General features: G+C 64.7%; 15 protein-coding genes. 12 read left to right on the top strand and 3 right to left on the bottom strand.

Features of this window, described 5'->3' with window-relative positions:
• Positions 1 to 109: 109 nt before the first annotated feature.
• The 5 genes from glp to CHEID_RS07815 all read left to right on the top strand — a co-directional run bounded on the left by glp (position 110) and on the right by CHEID_RS07815 (position 5,087).
• A complete protein-coding gene (gene glp / locus CHEID_RS07835) occupies positions 110 to 1,480 on the top strand; it encodes a molybdotransferase-like divisome protein Glp (RefSeq protein WP_112770025.1) in 1,371 nt (456 codons plus the stop codon).
• Between the two features lie 36 nt (positions 1,481 to 1,516).
• Complete coding sequence (locus CHEID_RS07830; RefSeq protein ID WP_112770024.1) at positions 1,517 to 2,200, top strand: GNAT family N-acetyltransferase; 684 nt, start codon at positions 1,517 to 1,519, stop codon at positions 2,198 to 2,200.
• 131 nt (positions 2,201 to 2,331) lie between these two features.
• Complete coding sequence (sepX, locus tag CHEID_RS07825) at positions 2,332 to 3,624, top strand: divisome protein SepX/GlpR (RefSeq protein ID WP_181645950.1); 1,293 nt, start codon at positions 2,332 to 2,334, stop codon at positions 3,622 to 3,624.
• Between the two features lie 26 nt (positions 3,625 to 3,650).
• Positions 3,651 to 4,070, top strand: coding sequence for a DoxX family protein (locus CHEID_RS07820; RefSeq protein ID WP_112770023.1), 420 nt, complete (start codon positions 3,651 to 3,653; stop codon positions 4,068 to 4,070).
• 132 nt (positions 4,071 to 4,202) lie between these two features.
• Positions 4,203 to 5,087 carry a zf-HC2 domain-containing protein gene (locus tag CHEID_RS07815; protein ID WP_238599386.1) on the top strand — a complete coding sequence of 295 codons (885 nt, stop codon included), beginning with the start codon at positions 4,203 to 4,205 and terminating at the stop codon, positions 5,085 to 5,087.
• Here CHEID_RS07815 and CHEID_RS07810 read toward each other — a convergent pair.
• Complete coding sequence (locus CHEID_RS07810; RefSeq protein ID WP_420536370.1) at positions 5,084 to 6,685, bottom strand: dolichyl-phosphate-mannose--protein mannosyltransferase; 1,602 nt, start codon at positions 6,683 to 6,685, stop codon at positions 5,084 to 5,086. The genes CHEID_RS07815 and CHEID_RS07810 overlap by 4 nt on opposite strands.
• A gap of 18 nt (positions 6,686 to 6,703) precedes the next feature.
• On the opposite strand from CHEID_RS07810, the gene rsmI reads away from it, so the two are divergent.
• Entirely contained in the window at positions 6,704 to 7,645 is a 942-nt protein-coding gene (gene rsmI, locus CHEID_RS07805; RefSeq protein ID WP_112770022.1) for a 16S rRNA (cytidine(1402)-2'-O)-methyltransferase, read from the top strand.
• Positions 7,646 to 7,843: 198 nt separating this feature from the next.
• Entirely contained in the window at positions 7,844 to 9,670 is a 1,827-nt protein-coding gene (locus CHEID_RS07800; RefSeq protein WP_112770021.1) for a BCCT family transporter, read from the top strand.
• Between the two features lie 58 nt (positions 9,671 to 9,728).
• Here CHEID_RS07800 and CHEID_RS07795 read toward each other — a convergent pair whose 3' ends face one another.
• Complete coding sequence (locus CHEID_RS07795) at positions 9,729 to 10,184, bottom strand: RrF2 family transcriptional regulator (RefSeq protein WP_238599415.1); 456 nt, start codon at positions 10,182 to 10,184, stop codon at positions 9,729 to 9,731.
• Between the two features lie 256 nt (positions 10,185 to 10,440).
• Here CHEID_RS07795 and metG point away from each other — a divergent pair, with 256 nt between their 5' ends.
• Positions 10,441 to 12,282, top strand: coding sequence for a methionine--tRNA ligase (metG, locus tag CHEID_RS07790; protein WP_273661048.1), 1,842 nt, complete (start codon positions 10,441 to 10,443; stop codon positions 12,280 to 12,282).
• Positions 12,283 to 12,306: 24 nt separating this feature from the next.
• On the opposite strand, the gene CHEID_RS07785 is transcribed toward metG, so the two are convergent.
• Entirely contained in the window at positions 12,307 to 12,945 is a 639-nt protein-coding gene (locus CHEID_RS07785; protein WP_112770226.1) for an HAD family hydrolase, read from the bottom strand.
• A 208-nt stretch (positions 12,946 to 13,153) separates the two neighbouring features.
• On the opposite strand from CHEID_RS07785, the gene CHEID_RS07780 reads away from it, so the two are divergent.
• From CHEID_RS07780 to CHEID_RS07765, 4 genes are all read left to right on the top strand, one after another.
• The gene (locus tag CHEID_RS07780; RefSeq protein ID WP_112770229.1) at positions 13,154 to 14,020 is read left to right on the top strand and encodes a TatD family hydrolase; all 867 of its coding nucleotides are present in this window, start codon (positions 13,154 to 13,156) and stop codon (positions 14,018 to 14,020) included.
• 34 nt (positions 14,021 to 14,054) lie between these two features.
• Entirely contained in the window at positions 14,055 to 14,843 is a 789-nt protein-coding gene (locus CHEID_RS07775; protein ID WP_133258614.1) for a hypothetical protein, read from the top strand.
• 18 nt (positions 14,844 to 14,861) lie between these two features.
• Complete coding sequence (locus tag CHEID_RS07770; RefSeq protein WP_146743909.1) at positions 14,862 to 15,755, top strand: hypothetical protein; 894 nt, start codon at positions 14,862 to 14,864, stop codon at positions 15,753 to 15,755.
• 242 nt (positions 15,756 to 15,997) lie between these two features.
• Positions 15,998 to 17,155, top strand: coding sequence for a resuscitation-promoting factor (locus CHEID_RS07765; protein WP_273661047.1), 1,158 nt, complete (start codon positions 15,998 to 16,000; stop codon positions 17,153 to 17,155).
• Positions 17,156 to 17,177: the final 22 nt, after the last annotated feature.

Raw genomic sequence — 17,177 nt, 5'->3', positions numbered from 1 at the left:
GACAAGGCACACTCGAAAGCACGTAACTGCTTTCCGCCGCCGGCCCCTTTTTGCCGTACCGCCGGGAGTGCAGGCCGCCACCTGAGAGGGGAAGGACCCGCGCGTACCCATGAGATCTGTGGAAGAACAGCTATCGGTGATCAGCGCCGCTGCGGTGACTCCCGAGCCCGTGCGCATCGCGATCTCCGAGGCACTGGGGCTGCGCTGCGCTGAGCAGGTGGAGGGAACCCGGTCCGTTCCCGGTTTTGATCAGGCCGCGATCGACGGGTTCGCCGTGCGCGCCGTGGATCTGCGGGGCCTGCGGGATCTGCGGGACACTGATTATGCCCACGATGTTCTTCAGGACGCCGATGACGGGGCGTCTCTACAGGACCCCGAGGAGATCGACGGGGAACCCGGTGAAGTGGGGGAGGAACGCCCCGATGGGCCGCGTCGCCGTGGCCCGGCCATGACGCTGCCCATCGTGGGGGAGGTGACCGCCGGCTCCCACCGGCCCGTCCGCTTGCAGCCCCGACAGGCCGTGCGGGTGTACACGGGTGCCCCGATCCCCACGCTGGCGGACGCCCTGGTCCCCATGGACTGGGCCGAGGTGCACGGTCGACACGTCGCCCCGCTGCGGCCGGTCGCGCCGGGGGATTTCGTACACCGCAAGGGCTCGGACGTGCAGCCGGGGGACGTGGTGGTGGAGCAGGGCGCGGTGATCGGTGCGGCGCAAGTGGGGTTGTTGGCGGCGGTGGGCCGTTCCAAAGTGCTGGTTTACCCGCGGCCGCGGATGTCCGTGCTCGCCTTCGGTGCAGAGCTTGTGGACATCGACCGGGAGCCCGGGCTGGGCCAGGTGTTTGACGTCAATTCCTACGCCCTGGCCGCTGCCGGGCGGGAGGCGGGCGCCGATGTGCACCGGCTGGGCATCATGGCTGGGGAGTCCCGGCGGTTGAAAGACACGATCGAGGGGCAACTGATCCGCTCGGAGGTGGTGGTTATCGCCGGGGCTGTGGGCGGGCAGGCCAGCGACCGTCTGCGGGAGGTGCTCGACGAGCTCGGCGGAATGGAGATCACCCGGGTCGCGATGCACCCGGGTTCCGTCATGGGGTTCGGTACGCTGGGCCCGGACAAGATCCCCACGTTCCTGTTGCCACCCAACCCCTCCGCAGCGCTGGTCGCCTTCGAGGTCATGGTGCGCCCGCTGGTCCAGATCATTCGCGGGCAGCGCCAGGCCACCCGCCGCATCGTGCAGGCCCGGACGATCGCCAGTATCGAGTCCGCCCCGCACCGCCGAGGCTTCATTCGGGGCCAGCTCATGCGGGATAGGGAGACCCGGGAGTTTCTCGTGGATCCTCTGGGCGCCGCCGACCGGGGGGAGCCGACGCACCTATTGGGCAGCCACGGGCAGGCAAACTGCCTGATCATCGTGCCGACGGACGAGACCCACGTGGAACCCGGTCACGTTGTGGACGTGATGTTCCTGACCAACCGGACTTAGCCCATGGGAGGCTGACCCGATGGGAGAGGCTGCGTGATGCTCGCCGCGTTGTTGTCCGGGGCTGCCCACCCGGGTTGGCCGATTTCTACTCCGGTGGTGCACACCCGCCCGGCGCAGGGGCCTGGGTTTCGAGTGCGCCTGCGCCCCTTGCGCCGTTCGGACGGCGGGGCCTGGTGCGCGCTGCGGCGGGGGGACATGGAGCGGCTGCGTCCCGTGGAGCCGACGGTGGCGGGGGATTGGGCGGAGTTTCACTCGCCGCCGACCTGGCGGCGGATGTGTGCGTCGCTGCGGGCGACGGCGGTGCGCGGGGCCCTGATCCCAGCGGTGATCGAAGTCGACGGGCGCTTTGCGGGCCAGTTGACGCTGGGGAACATCCAGCACGGGGTGGTGAGTAGCTGCTGGATTGGCTACTGGGTGTATTCCGCCGTGGGGGGTGCAGGCGTGGCTACGGCGGCGGTGGCGCTCGGCACGGATCACGCGGTGGGCCAGGTGGGGTTGCACCGGGTGGAGGCCACAGTGATGGAGGGCAATCACGCCTCTCGCAGGGTGCTGGAGCGAACCGGCTTCCGGGTGGAGGGCAGGCTGCAGCGCAATCTTCACATCAACGGCCGCTGGCAGGATCACCTCCTGGTGGCGCAGACCGCGGAGGAGACCGGCCTGGCCCACGGCGGGGGCGTTGTGGCCCGCTTGGTGGAGGAGGGGCGGCTGATCCGGGGGTAGGCGGGCGCCCTCCGGCGTGGCAGTTCCGCTCGGCGTGGCGGCGCTACTAGGTTGGGGGGTCAAGTACGTGTTCGTCGAACTCGACCGTCCCGCTCCACCACCCGTCGTCTCCGCAGGAAGGACCGCTCGCCGTGTCCGGTTCCCTTTTGCTCATCGCCGCCGTTTGGCTGCTGTTGCTCGCACCGCTGTTGCTGCGCCGACAGTCCCCGGTGCGGCGGACGTCCCCTGCGCTGGCGGAGACCCGGGTGGTGCACGAGGGGGGGACGGAGCTGGCCAGTCGGCGCCGTCGACCCTTGCCCGCCGAGGGGCACTATGTGGACGAGGATGAGGACATCGAGTTCGTCGATGCCGAGCCCGAATATGTCATTGTTGACGACGCCACCAACACCAGCGCCGGTTGGCGCTCCCGCTTCGGGGGATCCCGGCGCAGTAGCAACCGGCGCCAGGAGGCTGCCGAGACCGGGGATAGCCACGGAGATGATCTCGGCAATGAAGCTGTGGCAGAGCCCTCTACGGACCTAGTTCCGGTAGCCGAAGCTGCCTCCGGGCGCGACGGTGCGGAGGCCGCAGACCTGGCGGATGCCGGGGCCACCGAGGCGGGGGACTTGGCGATCCTGGACGGGGAGGTCGTGGCCGAGGACGACGGCGAGGCAGATGAGCTCAACAACTCGGGTGCCCGCGCCGTCCGCGCTAGCAAGATCACCCGCGAATCCCGAGAGGCTCCCGAGGCTGAGAGCGGCGAGGACGCGGTGGAGGAGCCGGGTGCCCGCCCGCGCCAGCGTTTCGCCTCGGTCTCCGAGGCCTACGTTCGCGGCGTGGACGTGCATGCGGAGCTCACTCCCCTGGAGGAAGCGGCTGCCGGTGCCGGGGCTTCCACCGAGCTGGAGTTCTTCACCCACTCCTCGGAGTTGAGCCAAGAAGACATTGCCTACATCGAGCGCCGCCGTGGGCGCGGGGTCTACGACCCGGTCGCCTCGCAGGTGTTGGCGCAGCGCAGGCTGCGCCGCCGGAAGCAGGTGCTCACTGCCCTGCTGGTGCTGTCCGTTCTGTCTATCGGGTTGGCGCTGTGGATTGGCGGCTCGGTGTGGCTGGCGGTCGTGGCCATGCTGGGCGCCACGGGGGTGTACCTTTACTACTTGCGCAAGCAGGCCATTGAGGAAGCGCAGCTGAGGGACCGCCGTCTGTCCCGGATGCGCCGGGCTCGGCTGGGTGTGCGCAACACGGAGGACGTGGATCTGGGTGTTCCCGACCGGCTGTTGCGCCCGGGGGCCGTCATCCTGGAGACGGACGAGGAAGCCCCGGAGTTCGAGCACCTGCGTGCCGTGGACGGCGCGGACTTCTTCGGCCCGGAGGTGGAGGAGGGACCCGCCCTCGATGCCACTGCGGCGGCGCCAGTCGGCCGTACCCACATGCGGGCCGTTTAGCCGGACTGTTAGGGGGATAGATACCTATGAACCATCCTGCGGTGCGGGACGCCGCCCTGCTCATCCTGCGCGTTGTCCTGGGCGTCGTGTTCATCGCCCACGGCTGGGACAAGGCCTTCCTCACCGGCATGAACGGGCCCACCGGGACCATCGCTCAGTTCGAACGCCTGGGCATCCCCAAGGCCCAAATGAGCGCTTGGGGAGTGGCCGGTTGGGAGATGGTCGGCGGAGCCCTGTTGCTGTTGGGCCTACTTACTTCCGCCGTGGCGGGCCTCATGGCTCTCTTTCTGGCCGCAGCCGTGTATGTGGCGAATATCGACCACGGCCTGTTCGCCCGCAATGGTGGGATGGAGCTGGGCCTGCTGTGCATTGCGGCGCTCATCGTCGTGCTGGTTTTCGGGCCGGGGCGCGCTAGTTTGGATAGGGCGCTATCGAGGTTCTCCTAGCAGGAGGACTCCGCCGACCGTGGAGGGGTTCGCCGCGCCCCGTCCGGCTGTGGCTGAGCCCCCCGGCGGGTAACCAAGCGGTAATGATCCGAACTAGTGAAGGCAGGGCTGTTCAGCGTGGAGTGTTCTGACGTGCGTACCACGCTCTCTGCGCGCCTCGATGGCGAACGCAGCCCCCACGATGAGGAGATCGCGGACGCCCACCTGGCTCAATGTGCCGAATGCCAAGCGTGGTACGCCTCCGCGACAGCGCTGGGACGGCACCTGCGGATGGGCGTTGCCACCGCTGACAGTGGGGGGCCAAAAACGTCCGCGGCCGATCTGGCCGAACAACTCACCGGCTTCGCCCCGGACACCGCCGGATCAGCGCCGGCGGACCCAACGCACGGGGTGCTGAGCCACAGCGGTGTGCGCACCCGCCAACTGCCGCTGCTGTTAGCCCGACTGTTTCTCGTGCTGGTCGCTGTGGGCTACGTGGCCTGGGGAGTCCTCACGCTGCTCAGCGCAACCACCGGGGTCGACGGAGTGCTGGCCGGTGGGCCGGCTGCCGGGTCGGCCCCGGGGCTGAGTACCAACTCGCCTGGCGGACCCTACGGCGATGCCGCGGACCCGACGCTCGCCCGCTTTGTCATTGAAGCCGCAACGGCCCGCTTCGCGCTGGCCGCCGGGTGCCTGTGGGCCGCGTGGCGCCCGAAGTCCGCTGGGCACCTGCTCGTGGTGTACGTGGGAATGTGGGCCTTCGGCGCGGGTTTTGCCACCCGCGATATCGTGCTGGGGCTGCTGGACTCCGGCTATGGCGCTTCCTCCGCCGTGTGGACGGTCTTGATTCACCTCCTCGCCGCGCTGGCACTGTCGGCCTGTTGGTTGACGCGGCTGCGCGCCAGGGCCCCGCTGGGATCCACGTTGAGCCAGACCTGGCGGGCGCTGGCAGCGCGGCCCGTGAGCTTCAGCCCGGCCGATTACCGCCGCCACACCCAGTCCGCGGACGTCCCCGACGTGGGGGAGGGATCGCACTAGGACCAGCTAGGCAGCCACATCCGGGACTGCCAGCCCCACGAGTCCAACGGCATGGCTGTGTACATCGGCAGGAAGAACAAGAAGTTCCACACCACCAAGGCGCTATAACCCACCACCACGGCAATGCCGGCGTGGGATTGCAGCGCTGCGATCCAGCGCCTGTGGCTCGTCACGGGCAGCCGCCAGTTGACCACCTGCCCCATCGTCAAAGCCAACAGGATTACGACGAAGGGGGAGAGATTCACCGCGTAGAACAAGTACATCTGGCGATCGAGATTTAGTAGCCACGGAAGGAACCCGGCCGCGAAGCCGACGAGGGGCGCGGTGAACCTGGCGTCGTGACGAATAATTAGGCACCACAATGCCCACAGCAACGCGGGGACGCACGGCCACCACACGGCCGGGGTGCCCACCAACAACACCACGTGATGGATGCCGCCGTCCGACTTGGGGTTGTAGTACATCAGGGAACGGGTAGAGGCCAGCCACGACCACGGCTTTGATTCCCAGTTGTGATAGTGGCCGTTGGAATTGGTGAGCTCGCTGTGGAACTTCAGCACGCTGGCGTGATAATAGAGGAAGCTCTGCACGCTATCGGGAAGAAAGGACAGTTTCCACCCGGCCAGTTGGGGATAGGCATCCGATTCGGCGGCGTGGCGGAAGACCCCCGATTCGGAGGCGAACCAGGCCCGGAACGAAAAGACGTAGACCCCGGCGGGAAGCCCCACGAGGGCAACAAGAGCGGGGCAAGCATCGAAGGCCAGCGCCCCGACCACCGGCCTGCGGACGCCAAAGCGCCGCCGGCGCCACGCATCTGCGGCGACACAGGCCACGCCGAAAAAGGCGATGTAATAGAGGCCGGACCACTTCACGGATAGGGCGAGGCCGAGCGCAACACCGGCCGCGAACCGCCACCAGCGGTAGCCCAGGCGGGGCCCGGCGGGATAGAGCCGGATGCGCCCCTGCTCCCGAACGCGGGCCATGCGCCGATTCATCTGCTCGTGATCTCGGACCAACAAGTAAGCGGCTCCCACGACAAAGAGGACCTGGAAGTGGTCCAGCATCCCCGAGCGGCCGGTGACGAACAGGATCCCCTCGCTGGCGGCGAAGATCCCGGCCAACAGGCCAACGAAGTCGGAGCGACTGATCCGTCGTGCCAGGGCGGCGGTGAGGATGACCACGCCGATGCCCACCACTGCCGAGGCGATGCGCCAGCCCGTGGGGGTGTAGCCAAACAGCGCCATCCCCGTCGCTTCCAGTTGCTTGCCCAAGGGCGGGTGGACCACCAAACCGAAACCGGGGTTGTCCTCGATCCCGCCGATCAGCCAGTTGTCCCAGCTACGCAGCATCTGCCAGGACTGGGGGACATAGTGCTTCTCGTCGAACACGGGGGTGCCCGCGTCCGTGGGGCGGCCGAGTCGCATGAGCCGGGTTGTACCGGTCACCAGGGCCAACACGGCCAAAATGACCCGCCAGCGGCGGGGGCTTGTCGCAGCGGTTTTCGCGCCGGGGGAGGGCCGATGCTCACCGCGGGTGGAGCTCCCGGCGGACGTCGGGGTCAGCAGAGCGCGGGCATCTGCGGGATTCGGTGCGGGCACAGGTACATACTGTATTGCATGACCGAGACACCCGATATCAGCTCCGCCGCCAGCCACCTGGCCGTCCGGGCCGAGGAGCACAGCCCCCTGCCCCACGGGGGGATCATCCTCGCGGGAACGCCGTTGGGCAATCCGCTCGACGCTTCCTTCCGCCTGCTCGCCGCGCTTGCCAGCGCGGACGTTATCGCCGCGGAGGATACCCGGCGGGTGCGGGCGCTTGCGGAGTACTTGGGCGTGGGCGTCAGGGGAACCGAGGTAATCTCCAACTTCGATCACAACGAGCAGCAGCGGGCGGATTTATTGGTACAGCGGGCGGCCGCGGGCCAGCGGGTGTTGGTCGTCACCGATGCCGGTATGCCCTCCGTCTCGGACCCGGGCTTCGCTGTTGTGAGCTTGGCTTGGGAGCGCGGGGTGCCCGTGACGTGCCTGCCGGGGCCCTCCGCCGTGCCCACGGCCCTGGCGCTCAGTGGGGTGGGCATGGATCACTTCAGCTTCGAGGGGTTCGCACCGCGGAAGGACGGGGCTCGGCGGACCTGGTTGGCAACCCTGCGGCGGGCCACCCACGCCGCGTGCTTTTTCGAGTCGCCCCACCGCCTGGCTGCGACCCTCGCCACCGCTGCGGAGGTGCTGGGCGAGGAGCGGGAGGCGGCGGTTTGCCGGGAGCTGACGAAGACCTTTGAGGAGGTGCATCGAGGCACCCTAGGGGAGCTGGCGCGGTGGGCGGCCGAGGGAGTTAAGGGGGAGATCACGGTCATTCTCGCCCCGGTGCCAGAGGGGGCCGCTACCCCTGCCGTGGAAGACGTGGTGGGGGAGGTGGAGGACCTCGTCGCGGATGGGCAGCGGTTAAAAGCTGCGGCGGGGGTTGTGGCCCGGCGCTACGGGGTGAGCAAGCGGGAATTATATGAGGCCGCGGTGGCGCGAAAAGACCGGGACGATTCCCCGGGTTTTGCGACGAAGTAAAAGATTCACAGTGGGTTTCTAGTTTCCACCCAGCGGTAGAACAGTTGTTATGGTGGAAAAGAGTACGCCCGCTTGCCCGCTCGCGCGGCTTCGTAGATGCCGCGGCTAAATTCGAATGTTCTGTGATTTTTCGGCGGCCTTTTTCGAAACCTTCGCGAGTGCAGTGACGCGGGGACGCACGCACACGGAAGTAGGAATATGTCTGATTCAACCGATTCTGCACTACCGGGCAGACCTGGCACGCAGGCCACTGCCGCCGAGGCCCGCGGAGCTGAATCGCGCCGCGCCAGGCCTGACGGCGCCGGGGCTCATGGCGTCCAGACCCAAGATCCCGAATCCCACGGACCGGGGGCCTCGGCGGGCCGAGACGCACATGCCAGGACTGATTGGGTGGTCACCTCCATCACAGCAGTTCTGCTGCTCGCGGTGGTGGTGTGGGGCTTGGCCTCCGCCGACTCCTTTTCCCGCACCGCCAATTCGGCGCTGACTTTTGTAGTCAACGATTTTGGGTGGCTATTTGTCATCGCGGCTACCGCCTTTGTGGGCTTCATTCTCTTCGTCGCATTCAGCAGGTTCGGCCGCATTCGGTTGGGCAAGGACGATGAACAACCGGAGTTTTCCACGGTCTCCTGGGTCGCCATGATGTTTGCCGCCGGGATGGGCATCGGCCTGATGTTCTACGGGACCACCGAGCCGCTGACCTTCTTCCGGCAGGGCGTTCCGGGGCACGAGAAAGGCGACGTGCAGGCCGCTTTTGCCACCACCATGTTTCACTGGGGTCTGCACCCCTGGGCCCTCTATGCCATCGTGGGGCTCGCCATCGCCTACAGCACTTTCCGGTTGGGCCGCAAGCAGCTTCTGAGCTCGGCATTCATCCCCCTCATCGGGGAGCGCCGGGCCGAAGGACCCCTGGGCAAGGCCATCGACATCCTCGCCATCTTCGCTACGGTCTTCGGCACGGCAACGTCCTTGGGTATCGGCGCGCAGCAGATCAGCTCGGGGCTGGATGTCACGGGTCTCGTGCAAAATCCGGGGCAGCTCACCATCGTCATGATCGTCGTGGTGCTCGGTGCCGCCTTCCTGCTCTCTGCGGCTTCCGGGGTGGGCAAGGGCATTCAGTGGTTGTCCAACATCAACATGGGGTTGGCCACCGTTCTCGCGCTGTTTGTCCTCATCGCCGGCCCCACCGTGGTGATCCTCAACGAAGTCCCACTGGCCGGGGGTGCCTATCTCTCGCAGTTCTTCTCCATGGCCTCGCGCACTGCGGACTCCTCCCCAGAAGCCGGTTCCTGGCTGTCCTCCTGGACCATCTTCTACTGGGCCTGGTGGACCTCCTGGTCCCCCTTCGTCGGGATGTTCCTCGCCCGCATCTCCCGTGGCCGGACAATCCGGGAGTTCGTACTGGTCATCCTCATGGTGCCCACCTGTGTGACCCTGCTGTGGTTCTCCATCTTCGGCGGCACTGCCATTCACCTGGAGGGAACCGGCAAGTCCATCTGGGGTGATGGCGATTCCACCCGCCAACTGTTCGACCTGCTCAAGACGCTGCCTGCGGGCAACATCATGGCGGTGATCGCGATGATGCTGTTGGCGACGTTCTTCATCACGTCGGCAGACTCCGCGTCGACGGTGATGGGCAGCATGGCCCAGCGCGGCCGGCTCGTGGCCAGCCGACGGGTCACCGTGTTGTGGGGTGTCCTTACCGGCGCCATCGCCCTGGTCCTTCTGACCACGGGTAAGGAGGATTCGCTGGCGAGCCTGCAGACGGTAACGATCATCGCCGCTAGCCCCTTCGTGCTCATAATCATTGCGCTGATGTTCGCGATCGTCCGGGCTCTGGGCAACGACCCGATGTACCTAGACGAGCGGCGAGCTCGATCTGAGGCGCTTCACGCGGCCCGGCAACGGCGGCTGCACCGGGAAGCAGCCGCACGGGGGAAGAACCCCGGCCCGACTGGCAAGAACGCGGGCGCGGCCGAACAGAGCCCCGGGCCCGCCGCCGCGAAGCGCTCCGGCGAGAGCTAAGGAGCAGGCGGGGCAGGCGGGGTGGGGGAGGGGGAGGGGGCCATACCCTGCCGGAGGTTTAGGCTCCGATGCGCCCGCGCACCGGTTTCTGAGCTCCGGTGCCGGTGAGCTCGGCGACGTTGTCGATGGAGATGTCCCGGATCGTCAACCGGTTGAGCTGGGCGTAGAAGTCCTCCTGCGCCCGCGCTAGCACGCTGACAAGGCGGCAGTTTTCATCGATGGGGAGGGGATCATCCCGGAAGGTGCTGAGGACGTTCTGATCACCCTCGAGAGCCTGGACGAGGTTGCCCAAGGGGAAATCCAGGGCTTCATCCAGCAGGCTGATACCCCCGGTGCGCCCACGGGTAGAACGGACCACTCCGAGTTCAACGAGGCGGGAAACCACTTTGGCCACATGAGTGTGGCTGGCATTTATCGCATCGGACACCGTCGCGGCCGTCACGCGATAAGAAGGTTTTTCGTGGCCGGTCGAGCTATCGGTGGAGCGCGCAATATGCTCGGCCGCTAATTGCATAGCGACGCGCAATCCTAAGTCTGTAAAGCGCGTGAATTGCATTCTAATTTTATTCCCTCGGAAAATGCTAATGAAAAGCAATGATAGACCACCCGTCTGAGCTGCTCAACACCAATTCTGTCACTAAGAAACTGCAGTGTGAGACAGTTCACACAGGAGTTTTGTTATGACTATCCCGCTGGCACGAGACCGGCCGGGGGCGCGGCCCCAAACCCCACGTTCGCAGCCCGCCCGGGCATCTAATACTGTGGTTTGCATGCCACAACGCGTTCTAGCCTCCGTCGCCTGGCCCTACGCCAACGGCCCCCGCCATATCGGTCACGTGGCGGGTTTCGGCGTCCCCTCGGACGTCTTCGCCCGCTACCAGCGCATGATTGGCAACGACGTGCTCATGATTTCCGGTACCGACGAGCATGGAACCCCCCTCCTTGTTCAGGCGGAGAAGGAGGGCGCCAGCGTTCGAGAGCTGGCGGACCGCTACAACCGCGTCATCGTGGAAGAGCTGGCGGGTCTGGGCCTGTCCTACGACCTATTCACCCGAACTACGACTCGTAACCACTACGCGGTGGTGCAAGATCTCTTCCGGGGCCTTCACGCCAACGGCTACATGATCAAGCAGACCACCCGCGGCGCCATCAGCCCATCCACCGGCCGCACCCTGCCGGATCGCTATATCGAGGGCACGTGCCCAATTTGCGGGGCCACCGATGCCCGCGGGGATCAGTGCGATAACTGCGGCAATCAGTTGGATCCGGCGGATCTCATCGCCCCCCGCTCGAAGATCAACGGGGAGACCCCGGAGTTCGTCGATACCGAGCACTTCATGCTGGATCTGCCGGCCCTGGCCAATGCTCTGCGGGAGTGGTTGGAAGCGCGCGATAATTGGCGTCCTAATGTATTGAAGTTCTCCCTAAATCTGCTCAAGGATATCCGGCCGCGGGCCATGACCCGCGATATCGACTGGGGAATTCCCGTGCCGATGGAGGGGTGGCAGGATGACAACGCGAAAAAGCTCTACGTCTGGTTTGATGCGGTCGTTGGTTATCTTTCTGCCTCCATCGAATGGGCTTGGCGTTCGGGGGACCCGGAGGCATGGCGCACATGGTGGAATGACCCGGAGGCGGTGTCCTACTACTTCATGGGCAAGGACAACATCACGTTCCATTCCCAGATTTGGCCGGCCGAGTTGCTCGGCTACGTCGGGCAAGGCGCCATGGGGGGCACGGCCGGGGACCTGGGCGGTCAGCAGGGGAATCTGAACCTGCCCACAGCGGTCGTCTCCTCTGAGTTCCTCACGATGAGTGGGTCCAAATTCTCCTCTTCCAAGGGCGTGGTGATCTACGTCAAGGATTTCCTGGAGGAATTCGGGCCAGATCCGTTGCGCTACTTCATCTCCATGGCGGGGCCGGAAACCACGGACACCGATTTCACCTGGGATGAATTCGTCCGGCGCATCAATGGTGAGCTGGCCAACGAGTGGGGCAATCTGGTCAACCGTACGGTCTCTATGGCCCACAAGAACTTCGGTGCTATTCCAGAACCTGGGGAGTTGGACGCCACGGACCGCGCGCTTCTGAAAGAAGCCCAGCAGGCCTACACAACGGTGGGTAATGCTCTCCAGGCTTGCAAATTCAAGGCGGGGATAAGCGAGGCAATGCGCCTCGCGGGTCGGGCGAACCAGTACATCGCCGCGATGGAGCCGTGGAAGTTGGCAAAGGATGAATCCCAGCGGGAGCGTCTGGGGACCGTGCTGTACACCGCGCTGCAGGTGGTCAGCGATGTGAATACGCTGCTCACGCCATACCTGCCGTTTAGTGCCCAGAAGGTATTCGAAACCCTGGGGGGCACGGGCGAGTGGGCCGCCCAGCCGCGGGTGGAGGAGGTGACGGACGACAGTCCGCGGGAACCGGTGGGCGCCGGTGTTCCGGAGCCGGGCCGCACCTACCCGGTCATCACGGGCGACTACACGCAGCAGCAGGCCGTGTGGCGCCGTCGGGAGCTCGAGCCAGGGACCCCCTTGAGCAAGCCAAAACCGTTGTTCGCCAAGCTAGACCCGGAGCTGGCAAAGACTGGCCCCGCCTTCGCGCCGGTCCAGTAGGTCGGATTCGGCTCGGTAGGGCGCTTACTGCACCTCGCGGATGCCCACGATGGGGGTGAGGACTTCGTGGGCGGCCTCTACCGATTCCCACAGGTGGGCGTTCCAGCCGCGCTGGGTGGCGGCGTCCACATTGACCACATGATCATCGAAGTACACGAGCTCCCCGGCGCCGAACCCGGCGGCCTCGGCGAGCCGCTCGAACTCCCGGAACGCTCCCTGGTTCGGCTTGGTGAAACGCAGTTCCGGGGTGAACGCGGCGATGGCGGCCGCCTGCCCCCACGCCGTTGCCAAAACGGCCTTCATCACGGGGGTGGGCGAATTGCTGAAGATGGCATAGGGCTGGTCCGTTGCCTGTAGATACCGCAGGAGGCCAAGTTCGGCATCGCCGGCCGTGGAGCTCAGGCGGGTATCCACCGCCGTGAGTTTCTGGATGAGGGACTGGTCAGGCTCCACCCCGGCGGAACGGACCAGGGCGGTGAAGTAGTCCCGGGGGCCCATGGACAGGCTGTAACTCTCCCGGTAGCGGGTGTAGGCCTGCTCGAAGCTGAAGGGATCCGTCTCCGGAGCAGCGTGGCGCATGAAGGTGGCGGTGAGTTCCCGCAGGGTGCACTCGCGCGGGACGATCACTCCGCCGAGGTCGAACACGATGAGTTGGCGTGTCATGGAGGTCTCCAGTGTGAGGGGGTGTGGGGTGAGTGGGGGGCAGGGAAGCGTCGAGGGGGCGACGGGTGGGAGAGGGGAAGCGGCGGAAGTTATCGGAACATTTGTTTATTGTGCGCGGCGATTGTGTCGGCGGTGCTACAGCGCGGTTGCGTTTGGGGCAATGCGGGCTAACGGGAATGTGAACATTTTCGGGGCTAGCCTGGGAACCATGGCCAAGAAGAAACGCCCCACGCCCGAGCTCCCAGAACCCCTGATCCCGCTGTTTGACGCGCACACACACCTAGGACACACGGTGCCCAAGGATGCACTGGAGGAGGGGCTGGAGGAAGCGGTAGGCAAGCTCGTTGACCGTGCGGTTAGGGCCGGGGTGCGTGGGATCTGCACGATCGGCGAAGGTTTAACCGACACCGAATTGGCCGTGCGCATTGCCCACATCAACGAACGAGTGTGGGCGGCGTGCGCGATGCACCCGACGAAAGCGGACACGTTGGACTCGGAGGCACGGGAGCGGCTGGTTGCACTCGCCCAGGACACACGGTGTGTGGCGATCGGGGAGACGGGACTGGACCGCTACTGGCTTGAACGAGATCCGGAAACCCCGTCGCTGGAGGTGCAGGAGGAAGCTCTGCGTTGGCACATCGACCTGGCTTGCGCGGTGGGCAAACCCCTGATGATCCACAACCGGGAGGCCGACGAGGATCTACTGCGGATCCTCGACGACGCACCGGAGCCGACCGCCGTGATTCTGCACTGTTTTTCCTCGCCGTTGGATGTGGCCAAGGAATGTTTGGATCGCGGTTACGTGCTGTCGTTTGCGGGTAACGTCACCTTCAAACCGAATGATCACCTCCGAGCCGCGGCGGCGTATGCCCCGTCGGATATGTTGCTGGTGGAGACCGATGCTCCATTCATGACGCCAATGCCATTTCGCGGGGCCAAAAACGAACCCGGCTTCGTGGGGTACACGGCCCGGGCTATAGCGCAGGAGCGTGGGGAGGACCCGGCGTTCTTCGCCGCACAGGTGACAGCCAATGCGGAGCGGTTGTACGGAGTCTCTGTGACCGATGGCGACTGATCCTAACTCTTTCGAATACAACTTGGGGACCGAAATGACGAGCGTTGAGGTACAGGCTGCTGGGACAAAAACCGCTGAGGAGCTGATACGAGCCGATTGGCATCGTTACCGGGAGGACCCTCTTTACTTTCTAACTAAAGACGATGCGGATGCGCCTGGCCTTCCGGAATGGTTTCGAGACGTCCTGCGGGAAGAAGATGCTACGAACCGTAGGAAGGTGGTGAACGCTAGATGGGTGCCTACCTTGCGGAATGTGAGGATTTGGGCGACAAACTTCCAGCTAACGCTCCTGGATGTCAAGGTGGCGCGGGTGGGCGAAGTTCGGCCGGGTGAGCAGGCCGACTACCGCATGTTTTACGCCCACGATTTCAGTAAGAACAGTTTGGGCGGGGGGTCACCGTACCTGGATCCGGCGATCGTTATCTACGTAGGGGGCGCGCCCTACGGTACCCAGATCGATCAGCTCGCCGGTGTCGTCCCAGCTCAATACGTGGAGTTCATCAGTCAGGTTCACGGCTGCTTCGGGAGCAGCTTCGGACTTCTTGACGGAACTGCGCCGTTGAGTCAAACCTTCTTGCAGGACATATCTGGGCCCGTTAGGGCGGAGATATCTCGGCTCGAACCGGCGCTAAAGCTGGAGAACTTGGCCGAAATTCACCGCTCGCCGTTGGGTTATGTCATCGCGGTTGACATCACTTCCGGGGAAGTTGACGAGGCGATCTCGATTCAGTACGGACGGGAAGTTAGAATCGATAGGGCGCCGTTTTGGGCGTTGCTTGAAGTAAGTATGATGGCAGACCTTCGCCCCGCCCATCTCGACTAACTCCAGGGATAGTGCACTATGAGTGTAGAACAAACCTTTATATCCTCGGACCCCTTCAAAACAATTTCCATCACTCGGCGCATGGGGAGATCTTTCGAGGAGATGATCTCCGATGATTGGTTGATGGATGGAGGGAGACGGATAGTTTTCCCGTCGGCATCGCCGACAGCCAACGGGGTCGGCGATGGCAACGAAGTCTTGAGTCCGTATTTCACAGATCTTGTATCGTCGACCGACCCGAAAGAGCGGCGTGCAATAGCTCTAGAGAATTGGTCTGCTCTGTTAAGCCATCTTGAGGATTGGCAATATAATTTCCCCAACTCGCTCGTCGATGCGCGGGTAGTCCGCTTAGCAGATGGTGATCCAGGTGATCCAGGGAGTTACTTTGTTTCGTATCTCCACGACTTCGGGTCAGAGACACTGGAACGAACTCCGTATGTGGGTGAGGCTTATGGGATGTACATTGGCGGATCCCCACTGCCGCCCGAGGAGGTGCCAACTGCGGTTGGGTCGATTCATGCCCTCCGATCCTTCTACCAGAATGTACACGCCCATTTTGGATCGTTGTTTGATCCTGCGTCTGGTGTAGGACTACCGGTCAGCTTGTCAACGGAGAAGGCCGATTCGGGCGTGCTGGAGCGGGTCCGCACCTATTTATGTGCTGGGGCGGACGACTGCCTGGTGCAAGCCTCGAATAGCCCCGTGATTCAGTCGGCAGTGGTTTACAACCCGCGCAAGGGAGACAGCCGCGCGGTAACTATGGGATTTTGTTCACGAGCTGAACCGGAATTCACCGACTTGTGGATAGCAATGGAGTCGCACATGATCATGCGTTTGGCCCCTGCTGGTTTCAAAGTTTCGCCTTCTGAGGTCGGTGCAGGTTTCCTGGCGGATATTCGGGTCGCGTACTAGGCGGCCTAGGGGAGAGATACTGGACGCGCCGTTTTGCTAACTGGGGGTCGACGGCGTGACACATCTTGCGCTCCCCCGCGTGATCGGTGTTGACCACTGTGGCCTGTGTGACTCAAGGTTCGTTGTGTGGCCTGGCCAGCTGTGATTGGAGCGACAACTTTCGAGATTCTTTTGTCCCCGGGGGCTTCGTTACCGTACTGTGACAAAAGATTTACCCACGCATCTGAGAGGCAACCACGCGCGTGACTCCCAAAAAGAAGTCTCACCTGCATCGCATCAACCACTCCAACTCCACCCCGCTGCGGCTAGCGACGGGCGGAATGCTCGCCACCCTCGTCGTCGGTGGCGGAGTGGCCGCCGCCGCGCAGAAGCACGTTCTTCTGGACGTCAACGGCGAGATCACGGAGACGAGCACCGTCACCGGCGATGTTCGTAAGGTTCTCGACGGCGCGGGCGTCCAGGTCAGCGACAAGGACATGGTCAGCCCTTCTCTGGACAGCCAGGTGGGCAACAACCAGCAGATCACGGTGCGCAGTGCCCGCCAGGTATCCCTCATCGTCGACGGGCAAGAACGCACCATCGACACCACGGCCCTGACCGTGGGGGACATGCTCAACCAGCTCGGTCAGACGGACCCCTCCGCTTCCCTCTCGGCTGCCCGCACCAGCGAAATTCCCCTCAATGGCATGAGCCTGGAGGTCACCTCCCCCAAGTTCTTCACCGTCAACGACGGTGGCCAAGAGGGACAGATGAGTTTGCCCGCCCGCACCGTGGGCGACATCTTCAAGATGCGCGGCGTACCGCTGGGCCCGAAGGACGTGGTCAACCCTCCGGCGACGACCCCCCTGACCGCCGGGATGCACGTGGATGTCCTCCGCGTCCAAGAAAATGAGGTCACCGAAGATCGGGAAGTGGCCCCTCCGGTTCGGGTGGAGGAGGATCCCAATGCCCCCATTGGCCAGGAGAAGGTGCTGAACCCGGGGACGCCCGGATCCGAGCGCGTGGTGTACACCGTCCGCAAGGAAAATGGCGCGGAAGTGGCCCGCAACGAACTTCGTGCCGAACCCACCCGCCCCGCCCAGGAACGCGTGGTCAGCCGCGGCACCAAGGCCCCCGCTGGCAACACCGGCGCATCCGCCCCCGCAGTGGGCAACGGGTCCGTGTGGGACACCATTGCGCAGTGCGAATCGGGCGGCAACTGGGCAACCAACACCGGTAACGGCTTCTCCGGTGGGCTGCAGTTCACGGACTCCACCTGGGCGGCTTACGGCGGAACCGCTTACGCCCCCCAGGCCCATATGGCAACCCGCGAGCAGCAGATCGCCGTGGCCGAGAAGGTCCAGGCAGCCCAGGGCTGGGGCGCATGGCCCGCTTGTACCGCCAAGCTTGGCATTCGGTAAAGCCCGCCAACCTCAGCCCCGC

Source organism: Corynebacterium heidelbergense (assembly GCF_028609845.1).
GTDB classification, from domain to species: Bacteria; Actinomycetota; Actinomycetes; order Mycobacteriales; family Mycobacteriaceae; genus Corynebacterium; species Corynebacterium heidelbergense.
Note: the sequence above shows the minus strand (reverse complement) of the source record. Positions and strands in the feature narration are given on the sequence as shown.